The sequence below is a fragment of the Sorangium sp. So ce426 genome, assembly GCF_051475585.1.
Lineage (GTDB): Bacteria > Myxococcota_A > Polyangia > Polyangiales > Polyangiaceae > Sorangium > Sorangium cellulosum_B.
In genome coordinates this window covers 11,584,749-11,611,025 of sequence record NZ_CP150341.1, presented here as the reverse complement: position 1 = coordinate 11,611,025, position 26,277 = coordinate 11,584,749, and the positions used below count along the sequence as shown (strand labels likewise).

General features: G+C 72.9%; 19 protein-coding genes and 2 tRNA genes. 11 read left to right on the top strand and 10 right to left on the bottom strand.

Annotation, left to right across the window (positions count from 1 at the left end; all coding sequences use genetic code 11):
• Positions 1-34: 34 nt before the first annotated feature.
• Complete coding sequence (locus WMF44_RS43625; protein WP_437295950.1) at positions 35-484, top strand: universal stress protein; 450 nt, start codon at positions 35-37, stop codon at positions 482-484.
• Positions 485-500: 16 nt separating this feature from the next.
• On the opposite strand, the gene WMF44_RS43620 is transcribed toward WMF44_RS43625, so the two are convergent.
• On the bottom strand, positions 501-1,046 hold the full coding sequence (locus WMF44_RS43620; RefSeq protein ID WP_437295949.1) for a chalcone isomerase family protein: 546 nt from the start codon (positions 1,044-1,046) through the stop codon (positions 501-503).
• Between the two features lie 395 nt (positions 1,047-1,441).
• Between WMF44_RS43620 and WMF44_RS43615 the strand changes: the two genes are divergently transcribed.
• From WMF44_RS43615 to WMF44_RS43605, 3 genes are all read left to right on the top strand, one after another.
• Positions 1,442-2,965 (top strand): vWA domain-containing protein, encoded by a 1,524-nt coding sequence (locus tag WMF44_RS43615; protein WP_437295948.1) that lies wholly within the window; start codon positions 1,442-1,444, stop codon positions 2,963-2,965.
• Between the two features lie 471 nt (positions 2,966-3,436).
• Entirely contained in the window at positions 3,437-4,633 is a 1,197-nt protein-coding gene (locus WMF44_RS43610) for an aminotransferase class V-fold PLP-dependent enzyme (protein ID WP_437295947.1), read from the top strand.
• A 215-nt stretch (positions 4,634-4,848) separates the two neighbouring features.
• A complete protein-coding gene (locus WMF44_RS43605) occupies positions 4,849-6,204 on the top strand; it encodes a hypothetical protein (protein ID WP_437295946.1) in 1,356 nt (451 codons plus the stop codon).
• A gap of 140 nt (positions 6,205-6,344) precedes the next feature.
• Here the strand turns inward: WMF44_RS43605 and WMF44_RS43600 are convergent, their stop codons facing one another.
• Entirely contained in the window at positions 6,345-6,665 is a 321-nt protein-coding gene (locus WMF44_RS43600; protein ID WP_437295945.1) for a hypothetical protein, read from the bottom strand.
• Positions 6,666-8,124: 1,459 nt separating this feature from the next.
• On the opposite strand from WMF44_RS43600, the gene WMF44_RS43595 reads away from it, so the two are divergent.
• The gene (locus WMF44_RS43595; RefSeq protein WP_437295944.1) at positions 8,125-9,747 is read left to right on the top strand and encodes a thiamine pyrophosphate-binding protein; all 1,623 of its coding nucleotides are present in this window, start codon (positions 8,125-8,127) and stop codon (positions 9,745-9,747) included.
• A 5-nt stretch (positions 9,748-9,752) separates the two neighbouring features.
• A complete protein-coding gene (locus WMF44_RS43590; protein WP_437295943.1) occupies positions 9,753-10,274 on the top strand; it encodes a M17 family peptidase N-terminal domain-containing protein in 522 nt (173 codons plus the stop codon).
• Positions 10,275-10,300: 26 nt separating this feature from the next.
• Here WMF44_RS43590 and WMF44_RS43585 read toward each other — a convergent pair whose 3' ends face one another.
• The 6 genes from WMF44_RS43585 to WMF44_RS43560 form a co-directional block, all read right to left on the bottom strand.
• Positions 10,301-12,367 carry an ATP-binding protein gene (locus tag WMF44_RS43585; RefSeq protein WP_437295942.1) on the bottom strand — a complete coding sequence of 689 codons (2,067 nt, stop codon included), beginning with the start codon at positions 12,365-12,367 and terminating at the stop codon, positions 10,301-10,303.
• 559 nt (positions 12,368-12,926) lie between these two features.
• Positions 12,927-13,742, bottom strand: a complete 816-nt coding sequence (locus WMF44_RS43580; RefSeq protein ID WP_437295941.1) for a hypothetical protein — start codon at positions 13,740-13,742, stop codon at positions 12,927-12,929.
• Between the two features lie 55 nt (positions 13,743-13,797).
• Positions 13,798-16,161, bottom strand: a complete 2,364-nt coding sequence (locus WMF44_RS43575) for an AAA family ATPase (protein ID WP_437295940.1) — start codon at positions 16,159-16,161, stop codon at positions 13,798-13,800.
• Positions 16,162-16,305: 144 nt separating this feature from the next.
• A complete protein-coding gene (locus tag WMF44_RS43570; protein ID WP_437295939.1) occupies positions 16,306-17,316 on the bottom strand; it encodes a universal stress protein in 1,011 nt (336 codons plus the stop codon).
• Positions 17,310-20,345 (bottom strand): glycoside hydrolase family 65 protein, encoded by a 3,036-nt coding sequence (locus WMF44_RS43565; protein WP_437295938.1) that lies wholly within the window; start codon positions 20,343-20,345, stop codon positions 17,310-17,312. Before WMF44_RS43565 ends, WMF44_RS43570 begins: the two co-directional genes overlap by 7 nt.
• 87 nt (positions 20,346-20,432) lie before the next feature.
• The gene (locus tag WMF44_RS43560; protein ID WP_437295937.1) at positions 20,433-20,846 is read right to left on the bottom strand and encodes a response regulator; all 414 of its coding nucleotides are present in this window, start codon (positions 20,844-20,846) and stop codon (positions 20,433-20,435) included.
• Positions 20,847-21,191: 345 nt separating this feature from the next.
• Here WMF44_RS43560 and WMF44_RS43555 point away from each other — a divergent pair, with 345 nt between their 5' ends.
• The gene (locus WMF44_RS43555) at positions 21,192-21,854 is read left to right on the top strand and encodes a response regulator (RefSeq protein ID WP_044970202.1); all 663 of its coding nucleotides are present in this window, start codon (positions 21,192-21,194) and stop codon (positions 21,852-21,854) included.
• A 49-nt stretch (positions 21,855-21,903) separates the two neighbouring features.
• Here the strand turns inward: WMF44_RS43555 and WMF44_RS43550 are convergent, their stop codons facing one another.
• On the bottom strand, positions 21,904-22,530 hold the full coding sequence (locus WMF44_RS43550; protein ID WP_437295936.1) for a pentapeptide repeat-containing protein: 627 nt from the start codon (positions 22,528-22,530) through the stop codon (positions 21,904-21,906).
• A gap of 53 nt (positions 22,531-22,583) precedes the next feature.
• On the opposite strand from WMF44_RS43550, the gene WMF44_RS43545 reads away from it, so the two are divergent.
• Positions 22,584-23,477 carry an alpha/beta fold hydrolase gene (locus WMF44_RS43545; protein WP_437295935.1) on the top strand — a complete coding sequence of 298 codons (894 nt, stop codon included), beginning with the start codon at positions 22,584-22,586 and terminating at the stop codon, positions 23,475-23,477.
• Between the two features lie 79 nt (positions 23,478-23,556).
• Positions 23,557-24,366: an exodeoxyribonuclease III gene (xth, locus tag WMF44_RS43540; protein ID WP_437295934.1), complete on the top strand. Its 810-nt coding sequence runs from the start codon at positions 23,557-23,559 to the stop codon at positions 24,364-24,366.
• Between the two features lie 13 nt (positions 24,367-24,379).
• On the opposite strand, the gene WMF44_RS43535 is transcribed toward xth, so the two are convergent.
• Positions 24,380-25,576 (bottom strand): penicillin-insensitive murein endopeptidase, encoded by a 1,197-nt coding sequence (locus WMF44_RS43535; protein WP_437295933.1) that lies wholly within the window; start codon positions 25,574-25,576, stop codon positions 24,380-24,382.
• 369 nt (positions 25,577-25,945) lie between these two features.
• Here WMF44_RS43535 and WMF44_RS43530 point away from each other — a divergent pair.
• Together WMF44_RS43530 and WMF44_RS43525 are read left to right on the top strand one after the other, a co-directional pair.
• Positions 25,946-26,019 (top strand) — tRNA-Arg (locus WMF44_RS43530).
• Between the two features lie 79 nt (positions 26,020-26,098).
• Positions 26,099-26,171: transfer RNA gene (locus tag WMF44_RS43525), tRNA-Lys, on the top strand.
• Positions 26,172-26,277: the final 106 nt, after the last annotated feature.

The window sequence follows — 26,277 nt, the reverse complement described above, 5'->3', positions numbered from 1 at the left end:
GGTGCGGTACGTCACCGCACGAAAGGCGGACGCCATGAGTCTCAAGCACCCCCGGACCATCCTCGTTGCACTGGACAGCTCCCCCAAGGCGTCGCTCGTCCTCGCGGAGGGCGTCGATCTCGCGCAGAAGCTCGGCGGCAAGCTCGTGCTCGTGCGCGCGATCGGGCTGCACCACAGCCTGCCCGCGGAGGCGTTGAACGAGTCGCCGACCCGCGTCCCCGAGATCCTGGAGCGGAGCGACCGCGAGGAGCTCTCGCAGCTCGCGCGCGACGTGCCGCCCGAGCTCCTCGCGAACGTCGTGATCCACGTCGGCGTCGCCTGGGAGGTCATCTGCCGGACGGCGGACGAGGAGAACGCGGATCTCATCGTCATCGGGTCGCACGGCTACTCGGGCATCGACAAGGTGCTCGGCACGACGGCGGCGAAGGTCGTGAACCACACGAACCGGTCGGTGCTCGTGGTGCGCGACAAGCCGTCGGACTGACAGCGGCTCGCCTGCGTCAGCGCAGCCTGGCGATGAGCTCTTCGCTCAACGTGGGCTGATCGATCTTGCCCAGCCAAATCCGCCAGGTGGCCTTCATGAAGTCGACGCCTGCCACGGTCGCCGTCCCGCCGCCGGCGACCGTGACGGTGGTCGCCTTCGCGCGCGGGTCGTACGCGATGGTGACCTCCGCGCCCGCCTTGAGGTCTCCCTCGAACGCCGCCACGAACCTCTCGATCTTCGGCGTGTCCGTGTACCGGTTCAGCGCATAGGCCTCCCGCAGCGCCTTGACGATGCTCGCGCGGTCGACGTCGCGAAGCATCGTCCAGACGAACTTCTTCCCCGTGTCCATCTCGATGACGGCGTCCTTGGATCGGGTGGCAGGGAGCTGCTCCATGTAATGGCTGATCCGATAGACATCGATGTTGAGCACGCCGATGGTCCTCACGCGGACGCCCGTGCCGGTGAGCGTGTAGCCCGGAAAAGCAAGGAGGCTCCCGACAGCGAGGAAGACCGCCGCGAGCGCGGCGAGGAGAGCTGGAGATTTGCTTCGCGCGAGTTGCATCGGATCGACCTCCTCCGGCATCGCCGCTCCGTGCGGCGCGTCGTGTCCGGGCGCCGCGCTCCGGCGATCGCCCGTCGACGGTCGTGAGTGAGCAAGACCTGAACCACCGACAGAGGGACGTCGGGAGTCGCGGATCTCGCGAGATCTCGAGGTGTGCCCTGGAGTCAGGCAGGGACGACCCACGGATGTGTGCTCGGAGGGGGCTCGGGGCGCGGAGCGGCGGTCTTTCGCCGGTGCGAGGGCCGGCGGCGCTGATGCCGACGCCGGCTCTCCCGGAGATCTTTTCTCGGCCCGGTCCGTAGAAGCCGCGCGCTGCGGGGACCGGGAGATCGCGGCGGAGGGACGTGGGTCCCCCCGTGGGCCGCGCCATGGCTTGCGGCGGAAGGAGCTCCTCGATGCGGACGATGCTCGCTGGATTGCTGATGGGATGGGTGGCTCTGGGCTGCACGGCCAGCGCGGCGGCGCCTCCGGGCGCGACCGCCGCGGCGGTGGCGGCCGCGCCGGGCGCTGCGGCGCGGGAGGAGGCGGCGAAGCCGGTCGCCGTGGCCGCGGCCGCGGCGGAGCCGGACGAGCCCTCTGCGGCGGCGGCCGAGGCGCCGTCGTCCCGGCCGGAGCCGGCGCCCGCGGGGAGCCAGGGCGTCTGGATCGGCGCCGCGGGCGCGAGCGCGTTCGCGCTGCCGGGGACGCGCGAGACGCAGCTCGGCGTGTGGATCGACGTCCCGGCGGCGCGCGCGGCCCGCGGACAGCCGCGCGCGCCGGCGGCGGTCGTGCTGCTCGTGGACGCCTCCGGCTCGATGCAAGGGCCCAAGATGGAGAACGCCCGCGCGGCGGCGCAGGCGTTCGTCGACAGGCTCCCCGACGGCGACCTCGTCTCGGTCGCGTCGTTCGCCGACACCGCGCACGCGCGCGTCTCGCCGACGGTGCTGGGCCGGTCGACGCGGCCCGCGGTGGCGCGCGCCATCGCCGCGCTCGGCCCCGACGGCAGCACCAACCTCTTCGCTGGCCTAAAGCTCGCGGAGCAGCACGCGCTCGCCGCGCCGTCGACGCACGCCGTCCGGCGCGTGGTGCTCATCTCGGACGGCCAGGCGAACATCGGGCCTTCCTCTCCCGACATCCTCGGGGCGCTCGCCCAGCGCGGCGCCGCGCACGGGGTGCAGATCACGTCGATCGGGGTGGGGGCCGACTACGACGAGCGCACGCTCAACGCGCTCGCCATCGGCTCCAGCGGCCGGCTGTACCACCTCACCGAGGCGCGGGAGATGTCCTCCGTCCTCGAGCGCGAGCTCGCCCTGCTCCAGACGACGGCGGCGACGGGCGCGTTCGTCGAGATCGTCCCGGCGCCCGGCGTGGAGCTGCTCGACGTCCCCAACGAGCGCACCGAGCGCTCCGGGGACGCGCTCCGGGTGCTGCTCGGCACGATGTTCGGCGGGCAGCACCGCGAGATGCTCGTGCGGGCGCGGGTCACCGCGCCGGCGGCCGGCTCCCACCCGCTGGCGAGCGTGCGGCTCCACTTCCGCGACGCCGAGAGCGGCAATCTCCCGCGCGTGCAGGAGGTGGTCGCCCGCTACGACGTGACGAGCGATCCGGCCCTCGTCGCCGCGCACCAGAACGAGAAGACCCAGACGATCGCCGCGGTGATGGACGCGGGCATGATGCAGCTCGACGCGGCCCAGGAGGTGAGCGCGGGCAACTTCGGCGCGGCCGAGGCGAAGCTCGCGGCAGCGGAGGACCGGCTCCGGCAGCAGGCGGCGCGCGCCCGGTCGGACAAGGAGAAGGAGCGCGCCGTCCAGGCGGCCTCGGCGGTGGCGAGCGCGCGGAAGACCGCGCGCGCGGCCGCGGCGGCCCCGCCCTCACCCGCGGCGCGGCGCATGGAGGCGCTCGAGATGAACAGCGCCTCCCCGGTCTGGTCGGGCCGCTGATCCGGCGCCGCCGCTGATCCGGCGCCGCCGCCGGGGCGCGCCGCCGGCGCCTGCCGGTTCTAGCGCCTGCCCGTTGCTGAGGCCTGCTCGTCGCCGCTGACGCCTGCCCGTCGATGACGGGCCGTCATGGCGGGCAGGTGCGGCGTCCACCATGAGAGGGCAGGTGCGGTGTCCATCATGGGATTGAAGATGGGATGTCCATCGTGGGATGGCAGGTGCGGTGTCCACCATGAGAGGGCAGATGCGATGTCCGTCATGGGACGACCGGACGCGATGTCCATCATGGACGGGTTGACCGGCTCTGCACGACCGGCGGCATCCCGTCATGGTTGATCCATGATTCAACATTGACGATACAATCCATCATGGACTGGGAGCTGCTCCTCGCGTGGCCCTCGACAGGGGTCGGGGCCCGCGCGACATTGTTCCGGGCCCTCCGGCACGTCGCCTCCTCGTGGCCCGCTCCTCGCCATGAACCCGAACGCCTTCCCGGAGTCGCGTGCCGCCGCCGTGCGCGAGCTCTGGTCGCTCGACCCGGCCGTCACCTTCCTGAACCACGGCTCGTACGGCGCCTGCCCGCGCGCGGTGCTCGAGGCGCAGCAGCGCTACCGCGAGCAGCTCGAGCGCGAGCCCGTCCGGTTCTTCCTTCGCGAGCTGGAGCCGCTGCTCGACGCGGCCCGAGGCGCGCTCGCCTCCTTCGTCGGCGCTGACCTCGACGACCTCGTGTTCGTCCCCAACGCGACCGTCGGGGTCAACACGGTGCTGCGGTCGCTCTCGCTGCGACCCGACGACGAGCTGTGCATCACCGATCACGGGTACAACGCCTGCAACAACGCGGCCGAGGCGGTCGCGGCCCGCGCCGGCGCGCGCGTCGTTGTCGCGCCGGTGCCGTTCCCCATCGAGGCGCCCGAGCAGGTGGTCGAGGCGGTGCTCGCGCGCGTGGGGCCGCGGACGCGGCTCGTCCTCGTCGATCACGTGACGAGCCCGACGGGGCTCGTGTTCCCGGTCGCCTCGCTGATCGCCGCGCTCGCGGAGCGCGGCGTCGACGTGCTTGTCGACGGCGCGCACGCGCCCGGCATGGTGCCGCTCGATCTCCGCGCCCTCGGGGCGGCCTATTACACCGGCAACTGCCACAAATGGCTCTGTTCGCCGAAGGGCGCGGCGTTCCTCCACGTGCGGCGGGACAAGCAGGGCGCGGTCCGCCCTCTCTCCATCAGCCACGGCGCCAACTCGCCGCGCGCCGACAGGTCGCGCTTCCTGCTCGAGTTCGACTGGACCGGCACGGCCGACCCCAGCGCGGCGCTCTGCGTCGCGGACGCGCTCCGCGCCATGGGCGCGCTCGTGCCCGGCGGCTGGCCCGCGCTCCAGGCGCACAACCGGGCGACGGCGCTCGCCGCGCGCGACCTCCTGTGCGAGGCGCTCGGCTGCACGCCGCCGAGCCCCGACGCGATGATCGGCGCGCTCGCGACGGTGCCGCTCCCCGACGCGCCGTCGTCCCCGCTGCGCCTCGATCCGCTCCAGGACGCGCTGCTCGAGCGGTGGGGGATCGAGGTGCCGGTGTTCGCCTGGCCCGCGTCGCCCCGGCGGCACCTCCGGATCTCGGCCCAGATCTACAACGACAGGCCGCACTATGAGCGGCTCGCGGCCGCCCTCGCCGCGCTGCTGTAGCGGCGCGCGGCAGGCCCCGGCCCCGCGCCGCCGCTCTGCGGCCGGCCGCCGCGCGGCGCTCGCCTCTGCCTCCGGGTCGCCCCGTGCCCGTGTCGCCGCGGGATGGCGCTGGCGCCGCGGACGGCGGTCGCGCCACCGGAGGCGCGTCCAGCGCTCGCCGGAGCAGACCGCGCGCGCCCGCCGAGACGATAGGATGCGCGCTCCAAGGAGACACGATGCCACGTCGAATCCTGGTCTTGTCCTCGCTTTCCTGGCTGGCGGCGACCCTCGCGGTCGCGTCCTCCGCTGCGCAGCCCGCGACGCCTCGCCCGGCGGCTAGCCCTGCGCCCTCCGCGTCGGCGGGACCGCCTCCGGCACCTGGTGCACGGCAGCCGCCCGCAACGCCGGCGCCGGGCACACCGCAGCCGCCGGCGCCGGGCACACTGCAGCCGCCCGCGACGCCGCAGCCGCCCGCGACGCCGGCGCCGGGTGCACCGCCGTCGCCCGCGACATCGGCGCCCGGCACGCCGCAGCCCCCGGCGTCGGGCGCAGCGCCGTCGCCCGCGACATCGGCGCCCGGCACGCCGCAGCCCCCGGCGCTCGGCGCGCCCGGAGCGGGCGCACCTGAGCCGGACGCCCCGCCGCTCGCGCCGGAAGAGGCGCAAACCGCGCCGGGAGCTGCCGGGCCGCCTTCCGACGCGGCGCCGCCTGAGCGGAAGCCGGGCGCAGCGGAGGCGGGCCGCAAGGGCAGCACGCCGGCGCCCTGGGCGCTGTCCCTCTCGGACGCCGAGCTGGGGCCGCCGCCCGCGCGCGCGTCGGGCGGCAGAACCATCGACGAGGGGGCCGTCCCGCTGAGCCGGCGCGGCGCGATCGGCCTGGAGACCTCCTCGTTCACCGGCGGCGACGGCGAGGTCTCCGGGCTCGCGGTCGCCCTCTTCGCCCGCATGCCGTTCGCCCAGCACACGTTCCTCGATGTCCGACTCCCGTTCGGGCTCGCGATGTCCGAGCGCACCGACGCCGTGCTCGGCAACGTGACGCTCGGCGCCCATCACGTCGCCCGCGTCGGCCGGACGTTCTGGCTCACGGTGGGCGGCGACGTCGGGCTCGCGACGCTCTCGGGCAAGACCCACCACCACGCCAGCTACGAGCCCGTCAGCGCCAGCCGGGCGTACTGGGATCTCCACGAGTACTTCCCGAGCATCCTCCCCATCCACGGGCGCCTCGGCGCCGAGGTCCACGTCGGCTCACGGATGATCGGGCGTTTTCAGCTCGAGCCGGTCTTCTACATCCCGCTCGCCCGCAACAAGGAGTACGAGCTCGCGATCCAGCACGCCGTCGAGCTCCAGATCGGCCACGGGATCGGCGGCGGCGTGCGCGTGCAAGGGATGGCGCTGCCCACGTTCGACAACGTGAGCATCCGGCACGCCGTCGCCCGCAATCTCTATGTCCTGGCCGTCGAGCCTTTCCTCGCGATCGAGCGCGACCTCGCGTTCCTTCGGACGGGCCTGCTGCTGCCCTTCGACGAGGAGCTCGGCCCGCCGCTCGACCACACATGGGGCTTCCACTTCACCGCGGGCGTCCGCGTCGACTGAGGCCGCGGCCTGGGCAGAGCGGCGGTCACCCGCACAGGAGACGGGCCCAGATCGGCGTTTTCGGCGCGCAAGCGCACTCCTGTGCGCTGAGCACCGAAAACGTCGAGGTGGGCCCGTATCCGAAGCGGGTGACCGTCGCTCTAGGCGCCGCGCGCCCGGCTCGCTTCGCCGATCGCGTGCGTGATGTGGCCCTCCAGCTCGCCCGCGGGCAGCTGCTCGGACTCCACGACGACGAGGCGTGCCCCCGCGTCCTCCGCGAGCAGCTCGAAGGTCTTCGGCGCACGATCGTGCAAGTGGCTCGGCAAGACGATGGCCAGCGGGCGGAGGCGGACGGCCACCCCCCACGCCGAGCCCGCATCGCAGGAGCGGACGAGGAAGCGAGCCCGCGCTGCAACCCTCCGGCAACGAGCCAGAAAATGGGGGCTGCAGTCGAGCGCCAGCACCATGGGTATCCGGATCAACTGACTGCTACTAGGGGGCTCCGACATAGGACGATGCTACTCCAGCGAAGCGCGATTGCGCGTCCTCTTATCCCGCATAACCGATACAGAGCCTTCCCGAAATAAAAAACAACAAGCTCGCCAGCTCATGTAAGCAGTCACGCGTGATTTTGGTGTATTGGGTAACGTTCTGTGAGCGCAGGATAATTGAAATGAACGCTGGGAGAGGGGGAGGCGCCAGCGCACGAGAACCCCGCGGGGCCGCGCGCGAGATCGCCGAGAATCTGGCCTTTCTTGCGCTGCAACAGAAGCGCGTGATGCCCTGAGCGATCGCGCATTGATGAAATGATGCACCATGGACGGAGGACGTCTCGGCGCACACCCGTGAAAGCAACACGGCGATCGGGTGTCAGGAACGCCCGGACGGGTGAAGTCGGCGCACACGTGGTAGACGCCGCTCGGGACGTAGGTTGTGAAGGCAGCGTCCACGAGGGCGTCGCACAAGATGGCTCGTGTCCACCCCTGACGCTGCCCAGATCGCCGCGGCGGCTCCACGCCTCCAGCCCGTCGAGGCCGGTACGCCGCAAAGGAGTTGGCGAGCACACGTCATGGAGATCGTGTGTCAGCGCCACGCGGCAGGCGAGCCGCGCCAGCGCCGCCGATCGCCGCAGCGGCCCTGAACCGGTTACGTTCCTCACAGAAGCTCGGGGGCGCCACCCACCCAGCCCCCTCCGAATTGTTTCCGCCAGGTTACGGGGAGCGCCGACGACAGAGGCGACCGCCGGCGGCGCGATGGCCCCGCCGGCAGAGAACCGGACCCTCTCCGAGGCCGGCGGCTGCAGGGAAGGAGCACCGGGGAGAGGCCGAGAGAGGTGGCGGTGTCGAGCTGGCACCTGCAATAAGGTTCCAACTATATCATCTCGTGGCCCGGATAGAAGAGAACAGCGTCGGGGTCGTGATCGCAAAGGCGTCGGCCGTCGCGGTTGGGCGACGACCTCGCATCCAAGGTCGGAGTCGGCGCTGTAGCAGAGCTGTATTTTTACAGCGACGCCCTGCGAAGGGGGTTGTCCTTACTCGGCGGTCGGATAGCCGACCTGATGGGGCGATAGCGTGGATCACCCATCCTGGAGGCGGCGCGCGCCAGCAAGCGGGTGGTGCTCTGATCCCGAGAGCGCTCAGACGAGGTCGGGAGGTTAGGAAGAACACTTGCCTACCACCCGGACAATGGGGGTTTCAGGCGGACACGACCCCCCAGCTCCGGTGATGTTTCGAGGCGTGGAGACCTCGACGCGGCGCCCCAGCGCGACGGTCGTGCGGCCGCCGACGCGGGGCCCCGGGGCTCGTCCCCGGAGCGCCGGCTCGGGCGCCGAGCGGCCCGGGCCGGTGATGTGGCCGGGGCGGCGCGCTCGCGCACGGGCGGCGGCGCGAGCCGACCGCTCGCCGGCAGGACGCTGGGTCGCACATGGTATATGCCGGCCCCATGGCGCAGGTGCACGGCGGCAGGCTTGTCTCGAAGGCCCTCGCGAGACACGGGGTGACGCACCTCTTCACCCTGTGCGGCGGGCACATCCAGGCGATCTACGACGGGTGCCTGGATGACGGCATCCGGGTGGTCGACGTGCGACACGAGCAGACCGCCGGACACGCCGCCGACGGGTACGCGCGGGTGACCGGGAGGCCGGGGGTGTGCGCCGTCACCGCGGGGCCGGGCGTGACGGACGTGGTGACGGCCGTCGCCAACGCCCAGCGCGCGGGCGTCCCGATGGTCGTCCTCGGGGGCGCCGGCCCGCGCGCCCTCGCCGACATGGGCTCGCTGCAGGACATGAACCACGTCGAGCTGATGCGCCCCATCTCGAAGTGGAGCGTCTCCGTCCCCTCGACCGATCGCATCCAGGAGTACGTGGACTCGGCCTTCCGCATCGCCCAGGCGAACGTGCCAGGCCCGGTCTTCCTCGAGATGCCGCTCGACCTGCTGATGAACTACGCCGGCGACGACGCGCCCGCCACCGCGCCCGCGGCCCCGCCTCGCCCCGGCGGCGACCCGGCCGCCGTCGCGCGGGCCGCGGCCCTGCTGCGGGACGCCGAGCGGCCCATGTTCATCGTCGGGAGCCAGCTCCGGTGGTCGCCGCGGCGCGACGCGCTGCGCCGCTTCGCCGACGCGGTGAAGGCGCCCTTCTACCTGAACGGCATGGCCCGCGGCGCCCTGCCCCACGCGCACCCGGGGCTCATGAGCCGCTCGCGCCGCTTCGCGCTCTCGCAGACCGACCTCTGCGTGGTGCTCGGGACCCCCTTCGACTTCCGCCTCGAGTACGGCCGCGCCATCAGCCCGGCGGCCAAGGTCGTCCAGATCGATCTCGACGGGAGCGAGCTCGGCAAAAACCGCCGCGTCGACGTCGGGATCGACGGGGACAGCGGCGTCGTCCTGGAGCAGCTGCTCGCGGAGGTGCCCGACAAGACGGCCGCGGCGTGGCTCTCGGCCGTGCGCGAGGCCGAGGATCGATCGCGCGCGAAGATGCTGGCGGAGATCGCGAGCGACGGCGACCCGCCGAACCCGCTGCGCGTCTGCGCGGAGATCGGCAAGCGCCTCGGCAAGGACGACATCGTCATCGGCGACGGAGGGGACTTCGTGGCCACGGCCGCGAACGTGCTGAAGCTCGAGTGGCCGCAGCTCTGGATGGACCCCGGCCCGCTCGGGACCCTCGGGGTGGGACCGGGCTACGCGATGGCGGCCAAGCTGGCGCGGCCAGAGGCCAACGTGGTCCTCGTGTACGGCGACGGATCGTTCGGCTTCCACGCGCTCGAGTTCGAGGCGATGGTGCGCCAGGGCATCCCCGTCGTGAGCGTGATCGGGAACGACGCGGCCTGGACGCAGATCCGACGGGGGCAGGTGGAGCTCTACGGCGAGGGCCGCGCGCCGGCGACGTCGCTCGACTTCACCCGGTACGACCGCGTGGTCGAGGCGCTCGGCGGCTTCGGGGCCTGCGTGGAGCGCGTCGAGGAGCTCGGGCCCGCGCTGGACGAGGCGTTCCGGTGCGGCAGGCCCGCTTGCGTCAACGTGAAGATCGCGAAGAGCGACTTCCGCAAGGGCGCCATCAGCGTCTGATCCACGTGGAATTACGGTTCATCTCCCCCGACCTGCAGAGCCTCGACGAGCTCGACTCGGAGGTGCTCGCGTGCGCCCCGTTCAGCGACGCGCGGCCGGCCCACGGCGTGGCCGGCCTCTGCGACTGGCGGCTCGGCGGCCGGATCTCCGAGCTGAGGCGGCAGGGCCTGATCACCGGCGAGCTCGGCGAGGTCGTCATGATCCCGTGCAAGCCGCGCATGGCGTTCGACAAGCTCGTCCTGTTCGGCGCCGGCGAGCGCGACGCGTTCGACGAGGCGGTCTTCCGCGAGATCGTGCGCCGGATGCTCGCCACGATGGGCGGGCTCTGCACGCGCGCGGCCGTGGTGGAGCTCCCGGGGCGACACGACGGGCTCATCCCCGCCGAGCAGGCGGCCGACGCGCTCCTCGACTGCGCGGGCAGGGAGCGCGGCGACAACGTGTGGACGCTGGTGGAGCGCGCCGAGGGCAGGCAGCAGATCACCCAGCACATGATCGAACAGCGCCGCCGGGTGCGGCGGGCGCTCTAGTCACGCGGCGCGCGGCGTGGAGGGCGTCAGGCAGGCTCCTTCGGCAGGTCGACGGTGAAGGTCGCCCCCTCGCCCGGCCGGCTGTCGACCTGGATCGTCGCCCCGAGCGCGTCGGCGATCTGCCGCACGATCCACAGCCCCATGCCGAAGCCGCTGTAGTTCTCGCTGGAGACGGCGCGCTCGAAGCGCTCGAAGATGCGGGCCTGCTGCTCCGGGGCGATGCCGATGCCGCGATCCCGCACCGTCAGGCGGGCGCGGTCCGCGAGGTCCTCCAGCGCGACGTCGATGGGCTTGCCTGCGCCGTATTTGACGGCGTTCGAGAGGAGGTTCGTGACGATCTGATCGAGCCGGAGGCGATCCCACCGGCCGACGATCGAGGCGGGGGCCGACAGGTTGACGGGGCAGCCGGCAGAGCAGAGCTCCTCGCGGAACCGCTCCAGCGCCTCGTTCACCGTGGCCGCGAGATCGACGTCCTCGAGCTCGATCTGCAGGCGGCCCGCGGAGATGCGCGAGATGTCGAGCAGGTTCGTGATGAGCCGGGCGAGCCGCTCGACCTGCCGCTTGATCATCTCGAGCCGCGGCGTGGCGCGCTCGGCGGTGAGGCCGCCGCGCTTGCCGGCGCGCAGGAGGCCGTCGACCTGCAGCTGCATGGGCGTGAGCGGCGTGCGGAGCTCGTGCGAGGCGATCGTGAGGAAATCGTCGCGCGCGCGCACCGCGAGCTGCGCCTCCCGGTAGAGCCGGGCGTTGTCGACGGCCAGCGCCGCGCGCCGCGCGAGATCCTGCGCGAGGTCGAGATCGACGGCGTCGTAGCGCCGGTGCGTCGAGGCGAACGAGAGCGTGCCCAGCGTGCGGCCGCGCGCCGTCAGCGGGACCGTGAGGTGCGAGGCGAGCGAGAGCGAGCGCAGCGCCTCGTAGTGCGCCTGATCGAACGAGATCGCGCGGACGAAGGAGTCGGTCACCTTGGGGATGAGCTCCGGCTGCGCCGTGCGCAGGACCCTGCCGATGCCCCGCCCGGCAGAGTCGGCCGTGATCCTGCCGAGCAGCTCGGTCGCCATCGCCATCGACGGATCCGCGTGCGCGGTCACCTGCCGATCGATCGCGCCGGACTCGTCCTGCAGCAGGAGCACGCAGATCGAAGCGAAGTCGGGGAGCGCGACGCGGACCACGCGCCGCAGCGTCTCCTCGAAATCGAGCGACTCGCCGAGGATCTGCCCGGCGGAGACGAGGATGCGCTGCGCCTCGTGGACGCGGCGGCGCTCCGTCACGTCGCGGGTGACCTTCGCGAAGCCGCGCAGCTGCCCGGCCTCGTCGAAGAGCACGCTGATCACCTCGTTCGCCCAGTAGCGGGTGCCGTCCTTGCGGACGCGGTACCCCTCCTGGATCGAGCGGCCGGTCTCGACGGTGGAATCGAGCTCCGCGGCGGGCCTGCCGAGCTCGACGTCCTCCGGCGGGAAGAGGACCGAGCAGTGACAGCCGATGATCTCGTCGGCGCGGTAGCCGTTGATGCGCTCGGCGCCCGGGTTCCAGCTGGCGATGCGCCCGGCGGGGTCGAGCATGAAGATGGCGTAGTCCTGGACGCCCTCCACGATGAGCCGGAACCGCTCCTCGCTCTGCTTGAGGCGCCGGTCGGCGCGCGCCTCCGCCGCCTCCATCTCCCGGCGCAGGAGGAGCTCGCGCATCCTGCGGTTCTCGTCCTCGTAATGCTTCCTGCGCAGCTGGGCGCGCAGGCGCGCCTTCAGCACCGTGAGCTCGCCCGTCTTCGTCACGAAATCGTCGGCGCCGGCCGAGAGGGCGTCGAGGATCGCCTTGTGGTCATCGCGGCCGGTGAGCATCAACAGCGGGATCGGCCGCCACGAGGCGTTCGCCTTGATGCGGAGGCACGTGGCCGGGCCCGACAGACCCGGCATCACCATGTCGAGCAGAATGCCGTCGACGCGCGCCACCGTGAGCCGCGCGAGCGCCTCCTCCCCCGAGTGGGCGAGCACCGGAAAGTAGCCTTCGTCGCGCATCGCCGCCGCGACCTGGTTCAGGTACGTGGGGCTGTCGTCGACGATGAGGATGCGATGGGACGGCGTGTCCGCTGGGCGGTTCACGGGAGCCTCCGGGGCGGGCTCCTGTGAGCGAGGGGAGTCGCCAGGATGGGGCGCGCTGGGCTGGTTGAACCGGTGCAACACCCGCCGATCACCCCCCGTGGCGCCTCCACCCTCATTGGCCACCCATACAGGTTGGCATGCGTTCTCCCCCGGTCGACGCGAAAAGGCTACCTGGCCCGATGCACTTTGCGTACAGCATCCTTTTTCTACCAGCCGCCAGCCGCTCGCAACGTGGCTCCCCCCACCGTGAACCGGAATCCCCGGGGAAGCGCACACGATGCGCTCTGTGCGCTTCGAGCGCCCGGAGCCGGCAGAGAGGGGCTTCCCGCGCGACAAACCAGGGAAATGACGCTTGACACGCGGCGTGACGATCCGAGTTGCGCGTGACTCGAGCGGCCCGAGATCCGCGCTTGGCGAGTCGCGGCCTCGCGGTGGCGCGCCGGCGTGCCAGCGTCGAGGAGGGCGTGCGCGCGCGGCGAGGAGCGGAGCGCATCACCACGCCGGCTCGTCGGCGGAGCCAGGCCTGGGCGGCGCGGAAGATCGGAGACGCGCGGATCCGTCAGCCCTCGTCGATGAGCTCGATCATCGCGGCCCGGGCGGGCCCGCCCGCGGGGATCCAGCGGCAGAGCTCGTCGACGCCGACGTCATCGACCACCCGGCGGAGCTCCGCGCGCGCCGCGGCGGGCTCGCCGAGCGCGGTGAGCGCGTGCGCGCGGGTGATGCGGTAGCGCTGGCGCACCTCGGTCGGCTCTTCCCGCTCGCCATCGCGGAGGCCGACCAGGGAGAGCGCGCCCTCGACGTCGCCGGTGCGCACGAGCACCGCGGCGCGCGCTCCCCGCACGAGCGGCCGCACCGACGCCGGCGCGCGCTCCTCGTCCAGGTCCGGGAGGAGCCGCCGGGCGGACTCGATGTCGCCGGCGCAGAGCTGCCACTGGGCGAGGTTGCTCATGACGAGCATCCGAACCTGCGGAGGTATCCACTCGCGAGGCACGTCGCGCAGCGAGGCGGCCGCCTCCTTGTAGCTCCCCTCCCAGGCGAGCGACTGGCCGACGGCCTGGGCCGCAAAGGCGTAGACGCGCCGCGGATCGTCGAGCTCGGTCGGCGGCGTCAGGGCGCGCTCCGCGCGGCGCGCGGCCGGCTGCCCCGTCCGCGGGAGCCGAGGCGCCGCGGGCGCCTGGCGCGAGGATCGACCGGGCCTCCCGGCGAAGCGCCGCCGGACGGCGGCGCCGAGGAGGACCAGCAGCGCGATCGCGGCGGCGGCCGCGCAGGCGGCGCCGAGCGAGGGCGACGCATCACGCCACCGCGCGAGCGCGCCCCACGCCAGCAGCGGCGCCGCGGCGCCGGCCGCCGCGAGCAGGATGAGCCGCCGCGTCATCGGCGGGCTCCGGCGCCTATCGGCGCGGGTCTGGCTGTGCGCTTCGCTTTCATCTTCAGCGCTCCCTGAGCATTCTTCGAGGATCCGCGCTCGTCCCGCCCTTCAGCGTGTCGGCGATCGCCTGGTGGAAGCGCTCGAGCCGCTGGTCCGCCGCGTGGAACACGGTCCCCTCCGGGTACCTTCCGTCCGCGTCGGCGACGCCCGCGGCGACGCCGGTGATGATCTCGATGCCCTCCTCGACGGAGCTCACCTCGAACACGTGGAAGCGGCCGGCCTCGATCGCCGTCACGACGTCGCCCCGCAGCATGAGCGCGTCGCGGTTCGCGCTCGGGATCAGCACGCCCTGCTCGCCCGTCAGGCCCTTGGCGGCGCACAGATCGAAGAAGGCCTCGATCTTCTCGTTGATGCCGCCCACGGGCTGGATGCTCCCCTGCTGATCGATGCTGCCCGTCACGGCGAGCTCCTGCCGGATCGGGACGCCGGACAGCGCGGACAGGAGCGCGTACAGCTCGCTCGACGAGGCGCTGTCGCCCTCGATGGGCTCGTAGGTCTGCTCGAAGACGAGCGAGGCGCCGAACGAGAGCGGGCGGTGCTGGGCGAACCGGGCCGCGAGGAAGCCCGTGAGGACCAGCACGCCCTTGCTGTGGAGCGGGCCGGACATCTCGACCTCGCGCGCGATGTTCACCGGGCCCTCGCGGCCCGGGTAGACGACCGCCGTCACGCGGCAGGGGCGGCCGAACGTCTGCGGGCCGTCGGACAGGACCGAGATGGCGTTGACCTGCCCGACGCGCCGGCCGGTCACGTCGATGCGGATCGTCCCGTCCGAGAGCAGCTCATGCACGTGGTCGCGGAAATGGCTCCCGCGGCGCCGCGCTGCCTCGAGCGCCTCGTTGACCTCGGGGCCGTCGACCACCTTGCGGCCGCGGCGCTGGGCCCGGTAACCGGCCTCTGTCGCGACCTCGGCGATGAGCCCGACCTGCGCGCTCACCTTGGTCTGGCTCTCCGCGAGGCGGCCGCCGTGGAAGAGGAGCGCGGTCACGCCGTCGGCCGTGATCGGCGGGAGGCCGCGATCGTGCGCGAAGCCGGCGAGGAACGCGGGGTACGTGAGCAGCGCCTGATCGAGCGAGATCGTCGTCTCGAACCGCGCCTGCACCTTGAAGAGCTGCGAGAACTCCGGATCGGCGTCGTGCAGGTCCTGGTAGAGCTGCGGGTTCGTGACGAGGACGACCTTCACGTCGATGGGGATCGGCGGGAAGAGCAGCTCCTCGGCGGTGCCGCGGAAGTACGACGGGTTGTGCTCGGGCACGATGAACTTGCCCGCGAGGAGGCAGGCCTTGAGCTGCTCGTAGAGCGCCTCGTTCTTGAGGAGCGCGCCCGCGGGCAGGATGAGGAAGCCGCCGGCCGCCTCGTGGAGGGCGCCCGCGACGGCGAAGCCGGGCTCCGGCGGGAAGCCGGAGTCGGGCGGCGCGTGGGTGCGGCCGAACAGGGCGGTCAGCGTGGGGTAGGGGACGTCGACGACCGGGGCGCCCGAGTCGGGCGTGTGCTCCGTGAGGAGCGTCGGGACGACAACGCCGCGCGGGAGGGTGGCGCCGCCCTCCTCGCCGCGCGCCTCGTCGACGAGCAGGCGGAACTCCTTCGACACGACCGTCTCGACGTCCGCGAGGAAGGCGCTGATGTCATTGCGCCCCTCGAAGCGCGCGCGCACGGGCTGGAAGCAGGCCTTCACCCCGTCGCTGAGCAGCTGCTTCACGACGCCGCGCAGCTCGACGTCGGCCTCGTCCTGCACGGTGGCGAGCCGCATCTCGAACTCCTCGATGGAGCCGGCGATGGCGAGCAGGGCCTCGCCGTCCGGCGCGTTGGCGGCGTCCTCGATCGAGGTGATCTGCACCTCGTCCTCGCCGCGCACGAGGTCGAGGCCGAGCTCGCGCGCCGCGGCCTTGAGCTGCTCCTCGAGCCGCCGCTCCTCCGCGTTCACCCGGCGCTGGATCTTGCCGCGCGCCTGCTTGAAGCGCTCGCCCTCGGTCGCGCCGCGCAGGGCGTCGACGAGCTTCTCGTGCAGCTCCTCCATCGCCTCGACGAAGGGGCGCCCCTCGCCCGGCGGCAGCGACAGGACCGTCGGCTCGCTCGGGCGGTGCGGGTTCGGCAGGAGGAGGATGTCGTCGGGCGTGGGGCGGCTCGCCGCGATGCGCTTCGCGACGGCGCGCGCGCAGAACGTGCGGCCCGTGCCGGGCGCGCCGACGACGACGACGTGGAAGCGGGGCTGGCGGATGTCGAGGCCGAAGGCGAGCGCGGCGAGGGCGCGCTCCTGCGAGCCGATGCCCGCCGAGAGCGGCGCGACCTCCTCCGTCGTGGAGAAGCGGAAGCTCTGCGGCTCTACGATCTTGCGACACTCGCTGGGGGGCAGCTTCCGGGAGACCATGGCGGCGCACCATAGCGCCTTTCGCCGGTCGTTGGCGTGGAGCCCGCCCGGCGGGGCGCTCGCCTACGGGCGGATTTGCGCCGATTCACGTCGATTCACGTCGATTCACGTCGATTCACGTCGATTCGCGCCGGTGAGCGCGCTCTATCGGCGCAGGACCATCACCGGGCACGGGGCGCCGCTCAGCACGTCGCGGAAGACGCTGCCGTGGTGATCCTCGAGGTGCCCGTGCCAGACCAGCACCACGAGATCGCTCGCCAGCTGCTCGGCGAACCGCAGGATCTCCGCCGCCGGCTCGCCCTTGCCGAGGAAGAACCGCGTTGCGACGTCGTGAGGGCAATGACCGATCGCGCTCAGGAATCGGGCCAGGAACTCCTCGGTGAACGCGGCCCACTCGTGCTGAGGCTGATCGACGTAGAGGGGCGCCGCCATCGTGCCCGGCTCGAATGGCACCGGCGTCGAGACGGGCGGTCCGTCGTTCGTCGCCTCCTTCCGCGGCGAGGCGCAGCCGACCATCACGATGTCGAGCTCCGCGCCGAGCCTGCGGGCGAGCTCTCCGGCGGGGGTGATCGAGGCGGCCGTGCTGGGGGTGCCGTCGAGCGGAAGCAGGATGCGCCGTAGCCGAGTCGACGGTCGGTTCGTCGGGGCGATGACGACGACGACGCCGCTCATGACGGCCTCCAGCGCGCCCGCGGCGAGCCGGCCGACGCCCAGGCGCTCGTCCATGAGCTCCTCCGGCTCGGGCGCCACGACCAGGACTGCGGCGCCGCGGCTCTTCGTCGCCGACGCGAGCGCGCCCGGGGGATCCTCGCTCGCCTCGACGTGCAGCACCACGCCCCGCAGCGCCTCCGCGGCGATCCCGAGGTGAGCAGGCACCTCGCTCGCCTCGATCGGGCCTGCGCCGACGATGAGCCCGTGCAGCGGCGCGCGGAACGCGCCCGCGATGAGCCGCCCGAGCTCGAGGGCGCCGAGGTGGCCGCGGCGGCCGTGGAGCGCGACGAGCACATTCCTGCTCCGCGCGCCGCTCTCCGGCGCGGGCTCGTCGCGCTCGTCGCGCGCCCCCCCGTGCGCTCCGAGGGGCGGCTCGGCCGTCGAGGCCGGCTCGGACATCGCTCCGCGTTCGCCGAGGGTCCCATCGCGCGCAGCGCTCAGCATGTCGTGACCTCCTCCCATGGCGTGACGCGGTCACCCAGCCGCCGCGTCGCATAGCGGCGGCCCGGCTCCGCCAGCACAGCGCAGGCGGGCGTGCCCGCGTCGAGCAGGCAGATCGGCAGCGGCGCGCTCCCCTCCAGCGCGACCTCGACCGCCCCATCCTCCACGTGGATCTCGAGCGCGCGGCCTCGCCAGGTGATCGGGATCTTGAGGTGGCGCCAGCCCGGCAGGAGGTGTGGCTCGATCCCGATCGCCTCGTCCTCGTCGGGGCACGGCGGCGCGTGGGGGAGCGCCTCCGAGAGCGCGCTCCGCGGCACGCGCGTGACGCCGGCCACGCCGAACGCGACGGCTTGCCAGAGGCCGCCCATGGCGGCGATGTGCACGCCGCCCGCGGAGTTGCCCATCGTGTTGCCGAGGTCGATGTCGGCGGTCTGCTCGAAGTAGCGCTCGGCGTGGGCGTGGAGATCGAGCCGGGCGGCGACGAGCGCGTGGGCGCTGGGGCTCAGCGAGCTGCCGTGGGCGGTGCGCGGCTCGTAGTAGAGGAAGTTGTCGCGCCGGGCGCTCGCGGGCACCGCGCTCCAGAGCAGCGCGATGAGCTGCACGACGTCCGCTTGCTTCACCACCTGGCAGGCCTGCGTCCGCTCGCGCCCGAGCAAGACGTCGACCGGCGCGCTGCGCACGGCGTAGTCGGCGATGGAGAACGGCGCGAGGCCGAAGTAGCCCGCGAACTGCTCGATCAGGCCGGTCTGCGGGTCGATCCCGAGGAACATGCGGTCGGCGATGTCGCACCAGCGGTCGGGCTCGTCGGGCCGGAGGTCGAGCCGCGCGAGCACGTCCGCGCGCGCGACGTTGCGCCGGACGATCGCGGCGGCGACGCGGAGGTTGTACCGCGCCATCCAGTTCGTGAACGCGTTGTCGTCCACCGTCTCGTGGTACTCGTCCGGCCCGATCACCCGCCGGATGTGGGCGTGGCCATCCGGTCCGAGCTCGGCGCGGCTCGCCCAGAAGCGCGCCGTCTCGATCAGGATCTCGGCCCCCTCGCCGCGCTGGAAGTCGAGATCGCCGGTCGCGCGGACGTACGCGTGCACCGCGTACGCGATGTCGGCGCTGATGTGGTGCTCCTGCTCGCCGGAGAGCACCCGGACCACCTCGCCGAACGGCGTGACGACCAGCGGCGGCGTCGTCTCGTCGCCCGTGTCCGCCGACTCCCACGCGTAGAGCGCGCCCTCGTAGCCGAGCGCCTTCGCCTTGCGGCGCGCGCCGGCGAGGGTGCGGTGCCTGTAGAGGAGCAGCGCGCGGGCGGCCTCGGGGTAACAGTGCGTGTAGAACGGGACGAGGAAGGTCTCGGTATCCCAGAAGACGTGGCCGCGGTACGCCTCCCCGCTGAGCCCGCGCGCGCCGATGGAGCAGCGCGGGTCGTCCGGGTTCGCCGCGCCGATGAGGTGATACAGGGCGAACCGGAGCGCCCGCTCGATCTTGGGAGCGCCGTCGATCTCGACGTCGGCGTGGCGCCAGCGCTCCGCCCACGCCCGCGTGTGCTCGCCGAGCAGGCCGGCCGTGGTGCGGCTCGACAGCTCGGCCTGGAGCGCCTCTCCCGCCTCGCGCGGCGTGGGCGTGTCGCGCGACGTGTGCAGCGTCGTCGTCCGGAAGAGGCGGCGCGGCTCGGCGACGCGGACGCCGACGTCGCAGCGCTCGGCGATCGATCGCGCGCCTGCGGTGCGCTCGCAGCGCGCGCCCTCGAGGAGCTCGGGCGGGGACGAGCACTCCGCGGCCTGCTCCGGGAGCTCCCGCAGGTGCGAGGTCATCGCGGTCACGAGCCCGCCGTGCGTGTGCCCGACGAGGAGCAGGCTCTTCGCGCTCGCGTCCGCCGCGAAGCCGGCCCAGTGCGCCGCGCCGCTCGCGCTCTTCACGTCGCCGCTCAGGATCGCGTCGACGCGGATCGTCCCGGTGAAGTTGAGGGGGGCAATGCTGAGCGCCTCCATGAGGACGTGGCGGTTCGCGAGGGACGCCGCGTGGAGCGTGTGCAGGTGTATGAGGTGGCCTCCCTCGTCGCGCCGCAGGACCTCGCGCAGCAGCACGCCGCGCCGCATGTCGAGGGCGCGGTGGTGGTGCAGCACGCCGCTCGTCTCCGCGGAGAACGGCTCGCCCTCGATGGCGACGTTCAGCCGGCCCCAGTCGGGGGCGATGACGAGCTCCGGCACGCGGCTCACGTCGGCCGAGGGCTCGAAGGCGCCCGCGATGAACGTGGCCGGCCGCGACACCCTCGACCCCTCCGGCAGCGACGCGCGCGAGCCGAGGTAGCCGTTGGCGATCGCGAGCAGCGACTCGATCTCGTGCTCGCGCGCGACGTCGAACCCCGGCTCCTCGATGACCCACGCGGCGTCGCGGGGCGCCGCGAGCGGGCCGAGCTCACGGTCGAGATCCCGCTGGAGCGCGAGGATCTCGGACAGCCGCTGCGCGCCGGCCGTCGCGTGGACGGCGCCCGCGAGCTCCGGCGCGTCGCGGAGCCCGCGCGCCCCTCCGGCCGTCGCGCCGTCGCGCGATTCCCTCGATTCCGGCGAGATCGCGAGCCGATCGTGCGGCTCGATGCGGAGCGGCGCGATCACCTGAGCGAGCAGCGCGGCGACGGCGGAGCGCCCGTCCGGCTCCGCGCGGGCGGCGAGCGCGACCGCGGCGCCGCGGCGATCGAAGCCGTGGAGCTCCGCGCCGTCCAGCGCGCCGAGGAAGAGCCGCCTGCGGTTCTCGGCGCGCACGCCGCGAGCGAGCCGCCGCGCGAGGTGGGGCACGGCCTCGTCGGTGAAGAGCGCCACGCGCACCCCCATCGCGAGCAGCGCGTCGAGCAGCGCCGCGGCGCCGTCGACCGCCTCCCCGAGGAGGCCCGCGTCGATCGCGATGAAGCGGAAGCGGTGGTGCAGCTCGGCCGGCAGCTTGATCGCGGACGCCGGCGCGTTCGCGATGGCGGGGCTGCCCGATCCGCCTCGCGCGAGGACGGCTGGCCCGGTGGCGCTCTCTTCTGCGAGCAGCGACGACATCCTCGGCTTCTCCTGGACCCACGGGACGCGAGGAGCGTGCCGCCGCGCCTGTGCGAGCCGGGATCGGCGGGTCGCGGCGCCGGTGCGCTAGCGTTGCACGGCGCCGGTCAGGCGCTCGAGCACGACGAGGAGCCGGTCGACGTCGAAGGGCTTCGCCAGCACGCCGGCCACGGCGCCGCGGATGTTGGGCTCGTTCACGCCGGAGAGCAGGAGGACGGGCACCTCGACGCCCGCGGCGGCGAGCGCGGCGAGGAACTCCTCGCCGGTCATCTCGGGCATCACGTAGTCGAGCAGGACCGCCCGCGGTCGCGCGCCGCGGGCGAGGCGCTCGAGCGCCTCCAGCGGTCGCGTGAAGCCCTGAACCCGGTAGCCCTCGTCGGAGAGCAGGTCGAGCAGCGACTCGACGAGCGCGGGGTCGTCATCGACGACGAAGATCTCCGCGGGCGCGCGCGGCGAGGGCGAGGTGGCGGCCGGGCCGGGAGCGGGGACCGGCGAGCTCATCGTATTCCCCTGGATCGCTGGCCATTCCGGCGCATGAGGCGCGCGAAGGATACCAGACGCTCGCCGCGACCGCATGCGCAGGCCGCTCCGGGCGCATCGTTGCACCTTCCGTCACGTCCACCGTTGCGCATTCCACGTCGCGCGGATCTCCGTCGAGCTCCGAAACTCGCTCAGGACGGAGTTTTCCTCACCAATTGGGCTTGCCGCCGCGCCGCTCCTTGCAGATCGTTGAGCACCTGATACCCCTGTAAGGTTCCTCCCAGGACGACCCGAGCAGCTTGACTTGAACTGCTCACGGGTATCGAATTGTGGTCTGAAGGACACTCCAATCCCCCTGTGGTCATCATGGCGGAAACCCCTGCTAGCAAGCTGCACATCTATCTGATCGACGATCACCCCGTCGTTCGCGAAGGCTTCGCTCGAGCGCTCTCGGACGAGCCCGACATGGTCGTCGTGGGCCAGGCCGGGACGGCGGCCGATGCGCTGCGCGAGACGGCGAGCTGCAAGCCGGACGTCGTGCTCGTCGATCTCAACATCCCCGACCGGGACGGCATCGAGCTCCTCGGGGCGCTGAGAGCGCAGCTGCCGCAGGCGAAGCTCCTCGTGTTGAGCGGCTATGACGACGAGTTCCGCGTCGCCGAGGCGCTCCGCGCGGGCGCGCAGGGGTATCTCGTGAAGACCTCGAAGCTCGAGGAGGTCATCGAGGGCATCCGCCGGATCGCGACCGGGGGAGCGCCGCTCTCCTCGAGCATCGCGGGGGCCGTGGTGCGCGCGATGCGCAAGCCGGCGAGCGAGGGCTCCGGTGGTCTCGACGCGCTGACGCCGCGCGAGCGCCAGGTCCTGCGGCTGCTCGCGGCCGGCGTGTCGACGCGCGAGACGGCCGCGCGGCTGACGATCAGCCCGAAGACGGTGGAGACCCACCGCGTGCGCATCTACGCGAAGCTCGGGTGCAAGAGCGCGGTCGAGCTGACCCGCATCGCGGTCCGCACCGGGCTCATCGAGGCGTAACCGCCCGCTGTCGCGCGGGGCGCTGCCCGCTCGCTCCGCGGGTGGGGCGCTACGGTTTCCGCTCCTTTTTCGGCTTCTTCGTCGGCGCTTCCTTCTCGGTGGCCTTCGGGGCCTGGCTCGCGTGTGATCGAGCCTTCGCCTCCTCGAGCAGGCGATCGATCCGCACGCCGTCGATGGTGAGCCCGTCGATCGCGCAGCCGACGATCTCGACCTCGCGGAGGTCCGACCCCTCGAAGCGAGCGCGGCGCAGGCTCGCGTCGGACCAGCGGGTCGCGGCGGCGTCGGCGTCATTGATGCGCGCGCCGGCGAGAGAGATGTCGTCGAGCGAAGCGCCGGCGAGGGTCGCGTTGTGCAGGCGCGCGTCCCGCAGATCGACATCGTCGAGCTCGGCCTTCGCGAGCGAGACGTTGTGCAGGCGCGCGTCGCGCAGGTCGACGTCGTCGAGCTTGGCCCCCGCGAGCGAGGCGTTGTGCAGGCGCGCGTCGCGCAGGTCGACGTCGTCGAGCTCGGCCCCCGCGAGCGAGACGTTGTGCAGGCGCGCGTCGCGAAGGTCGACGTCGTCGAAGCTGGCCCCGGCGAGCGCCGATCCGTGAAACCGCGCGGGCTTCGCCGGCTGGATGCCCTCGTCTTCCGTGGCGTCCGCGCTCGGCGGCGCGATGGGGGGCTTCTTGGCCATGGGTCCATGCTAGCGCTAGGCGCAGGCCGCGCGCTCGCGCGGTCCGGAGAGCCATGAACGCACACGACGGCTTCGTGCCCCACCACGCCCTCGTCTCCGCCCCCTCCGCGGCGCCTGCCCGCTGGATGCTCGTGCTGCACGGCATCTTCGGCTCGGGCGCCAACTGGCGCACCTTCGTCCGGCGCCTCGCCGAGGCGCAATCCGCCGGGGGCGCGCCTGGCGCCGCCGCCCGGCCGTGGGGGTTCATCCTTGTCGACCTGCGGGCCCACGGCATGTCGCAGAGCCCGCCTGCACCCCACACCATCGCGGCGGCCGCAGACGATCTGCTCCGGCTGGGCGACCGCCTCGGCCTCGATATCCGCGGCGTGATGGGCCATTCGTTCGGCGGCAAGGTGGCGCTCGCCTACCTCGAGCGCCGGACGACGGGGATCGAGCGCGGCTTCATCCTCGACGCCGATCCGAGCGCGAGGCCCGCCGGTGAGAGCGGATCGGAGAGCCCCGGCGTGCTCGCGATGCTCCGCGCGATCCCGCAGCCGATCCCGTCGCGCGAGGCGTTCCTCGAGGCGGTGCACGCCGCCGGGTTCAGCCGCGGCATCGCGGACTGGCTGGCGATGAACGTCCGCCGCGAGGGCGACGGCTTTCGCATCCGGCTCGACCTCGACATCCTGGACGCGCTGCTCACCGACTATTTCGCCCGCGATCTGTGGCACGTCCTGGAGGACCCGCCGGCGCCGGCCGGCCCGGGCGTGCCGGGCGTGGAGGAGCGGCACATCCATGTCGTGCTCGGCGGCCGCTCCGCGTCGATCTCGCCGGCCTCGCGCGGCCGCTTCGAGGCGCTCGCGGCGCGTGCGCCCTGGCTCTCGGTCCACGTCCTGCCGCGCGCCGGCCACTGGCTCCATGTCGACGATCCGGAGGGCCTCTTCGACGTGATCCGGGAGGCCTTGTGATCGGGCGCCGTGGACCCCGCGCGTGCCCCTGGACCAGGCTTCCCGCCCGGCTCTTCATCCGCTATCGCCCGGAGGACCTATGCGCATCGCGTCCTGGAACGTGAACTCCATCCGCACGCGGCTCGAGCAGCTCACGAGCTGGCTGGTCCGCGCCGCGCCCGACGTCGTTTGCATGCAGGAGACGAAGGTCGAGGACGGCAGCTTCCCCGAGGCCGCGCTCTCCGAGGTGGGCTATCGCTCGGTCATCTTCGGCCAGAAGTCCTACAACGGGGTCGCGATCGCCACGCGCTTCGGCCTCTCGGTCGACGACGTGAAGAAGGGCCTCGACGGCGATGAGCAGGACGTCGCACGGCGGATGCTGGCGGCGACGATCGAGGGGATCCGGGTCATCAACGTCTACGTGCCCAACGGCCAGGCGGTGGGCACGCCGGCCTTCGCCTACAAGCTCGCGTGGCTGGAGCGCCTGCGGAGCGAGTTCGAGGCCCGCTACCGCCCGGATCAGCAGATCATGATCTGCGGTGATTTCAACGTAGCGCCCGAGGCGATCGACGTCGCCGAGCCGAAGAAGTGGGAGGGGCAGGTGCTCTTCCATCCGGACGAGCGGGCCGCGCTCGGCCGCCTGATGGAGTGGGGGCTCGTGGACGCGTTCCGCGCCTGCCACCCCGCCAAGGAGGCGTACAGCTGGTGGGATTACCGGATGGGTGCGTTCAGGCGCAACAAGGGCCTCCGCATCGATCTGGCGCTCTTGACGCGCCCGCTCGCCGCGCGGTGCACCGATGTGTCGATCGACACGCGCCCGCGCGAGCTCCAGCGCCCGTCCGATCACGCGCCGGTCGTCGTGGAGATCGCGGACGGCGAGGCGCCGGCTGGGGTCGCGCCGGGGGTCTGAGCGCGGGCGGACGTCAGCGGGGCGCGGGCGCGGGCGCGGCGATTGAGCGACCGCCCGCGGCCGCTGCGGGCGGCGTGGTCGCGGCCGCCGGCGCGGCTGAGGCGGGGGCGTTCGCGGCCGCCGGTGCGGCTGCAGCGCGCGCTCCGTCGGCCGCCGCAGGCGCCGCCGTGGAGGGCACGCCGTAGATGTCCGCCTCCGTCGCCGCGGGCGTCGCGGAGGCGCGCGGCTGCTTCGCTTCATCGGCGGCGCACGCGGGGCGGGCCAGCGACTCCTCGATGCAGGCGCCGCGCATCGACGGGGGGCACATCACGCGGATGTGGAAGTGGTCGTTGTGCAGGTCGGCGTCCCTCGGGCTCATCATCGCGGCAGCGGCCCGGGCCCGGAGGTCTGCCGGGACGCGCTTCTTCGCGGCGTGGGCGAGCAGCCGCGCCCGCAGCGCGTCGGTCACGAAGAGGTATTTGACGCCCGCTTGCCGATCCTCGAGCAGCGCCTGGACGAGCGCCCAGTTGCGCGCGTCGTCGAACCGCGCGCCGGGGAGGCCGATGGCGTTGCCCTCGTCGTCGAACGCCACGAACCGGTCCGTGCGGAGGTTCTTGCCCTTCGAGTTGATGACGTAGAAACCGACGTCGGCGTCGCGCCCCGTCTGGTGGGAGTTGTGCCCGTCGAGCGCGCCGCCCGTCCTGGCCGAGAGGTCGCCGACGAGCAGCGCGGAGTCGCCGTGCTTCTTGGCCACCTGGAAGGCGGCGCGCCGCAGGGTCTTCACGAGCACGGGCAGCCCCCATGTCCTGGCGCCCTCGCGCGTCTTGAGGTGCCTCGACGATCGGAGCCGCACGGCGCCGGTCAGCCGCCCGCGGTTGGGAGCGCCCTTCGACAGCGGCTTCCGCTCGTCGGCGTCGGCGCCTCGGCGCTCCGCGCGGGACGCGTCGTCGCGTCGCGCCGCGCGCTTCTTGCCGGCGCGTTCCTGGGCCTTCTCCTTGGATCGGGCGCCGCGCGCCGCCCGAGCTTCACCTTCGCCGTCGGCCGAGCTCCGCCGCGCGGCGCGGCGCTTGTTCTGCTGGCGCTTGCCCGGCTGCTGCTCGGCCGCGGCCGGCTGCGCGCCCGTCACGGGGGCGCCCTGGGCCGGCGCGGCGAGCGAGAGGGCGAGGAGGAGCGCGGCGATGGGGCCTCGCGACGCGAGGCAGCGCCGAGAGAGCGGGCGGAGCAGCGGCATGGCGGAGCGGACCCTACCTTGCGGCGCCGCGGACAGAGAACTTCTTTCACGGCCGGCCGGGCAAGGCGCAGCCGCGCCGCGAGCAGGAGACCAGGAGGCAGCCGCCCCGGGCCCGGCGCCGCCGCGTCGACCCAGGTGCGCCCCGGGAGGGCGTGCCGCTGGCAGGCCGTGGCCGCGCGGCAGGTGCTGGTGGACGACGGCGCGCCTCACGGGGGAGGAGCCTGGATGTGTCCCCGGCGCGCACGTCCGCCCGGGCTCTGCGGGGTGGGGCGGCCTAAAAATTGCGCATCATGTCGCTACAACGCCTTGACATATCGCCGCCGGTGCGGTTAGAAGCGTTCCGCGAGCCCCGCCGAGGGGCGCGCAGGAGCGCCCGTAGCTCAGCTGGATAGAGCGTCGGACTTCGAATCCGAAAGTCGCCTGTTCGAATCAGGCCGGGCGTGCCGGGCTCAACGGGCGACGCAAGCGTTCCGGCGAGATCCCGGGAGCCGCTCCAGGTTCAGTCGGTTTGACAATTCACTCGGGCCATTAGCTCAATTGGTAGAGCAGTGGACTCTTAATCCATTGGCTGAAGGTTCAAGTCCTTCATGGCCCACCCGAGATGGTTGAGGAAGCCAGCCCGAGAGGCTGGCTGGTACGGCTGGTACAATCGAAGGAGCCGCACCGGATAGATGCTCGAAAGCCCGACGACCCAGGGGGTG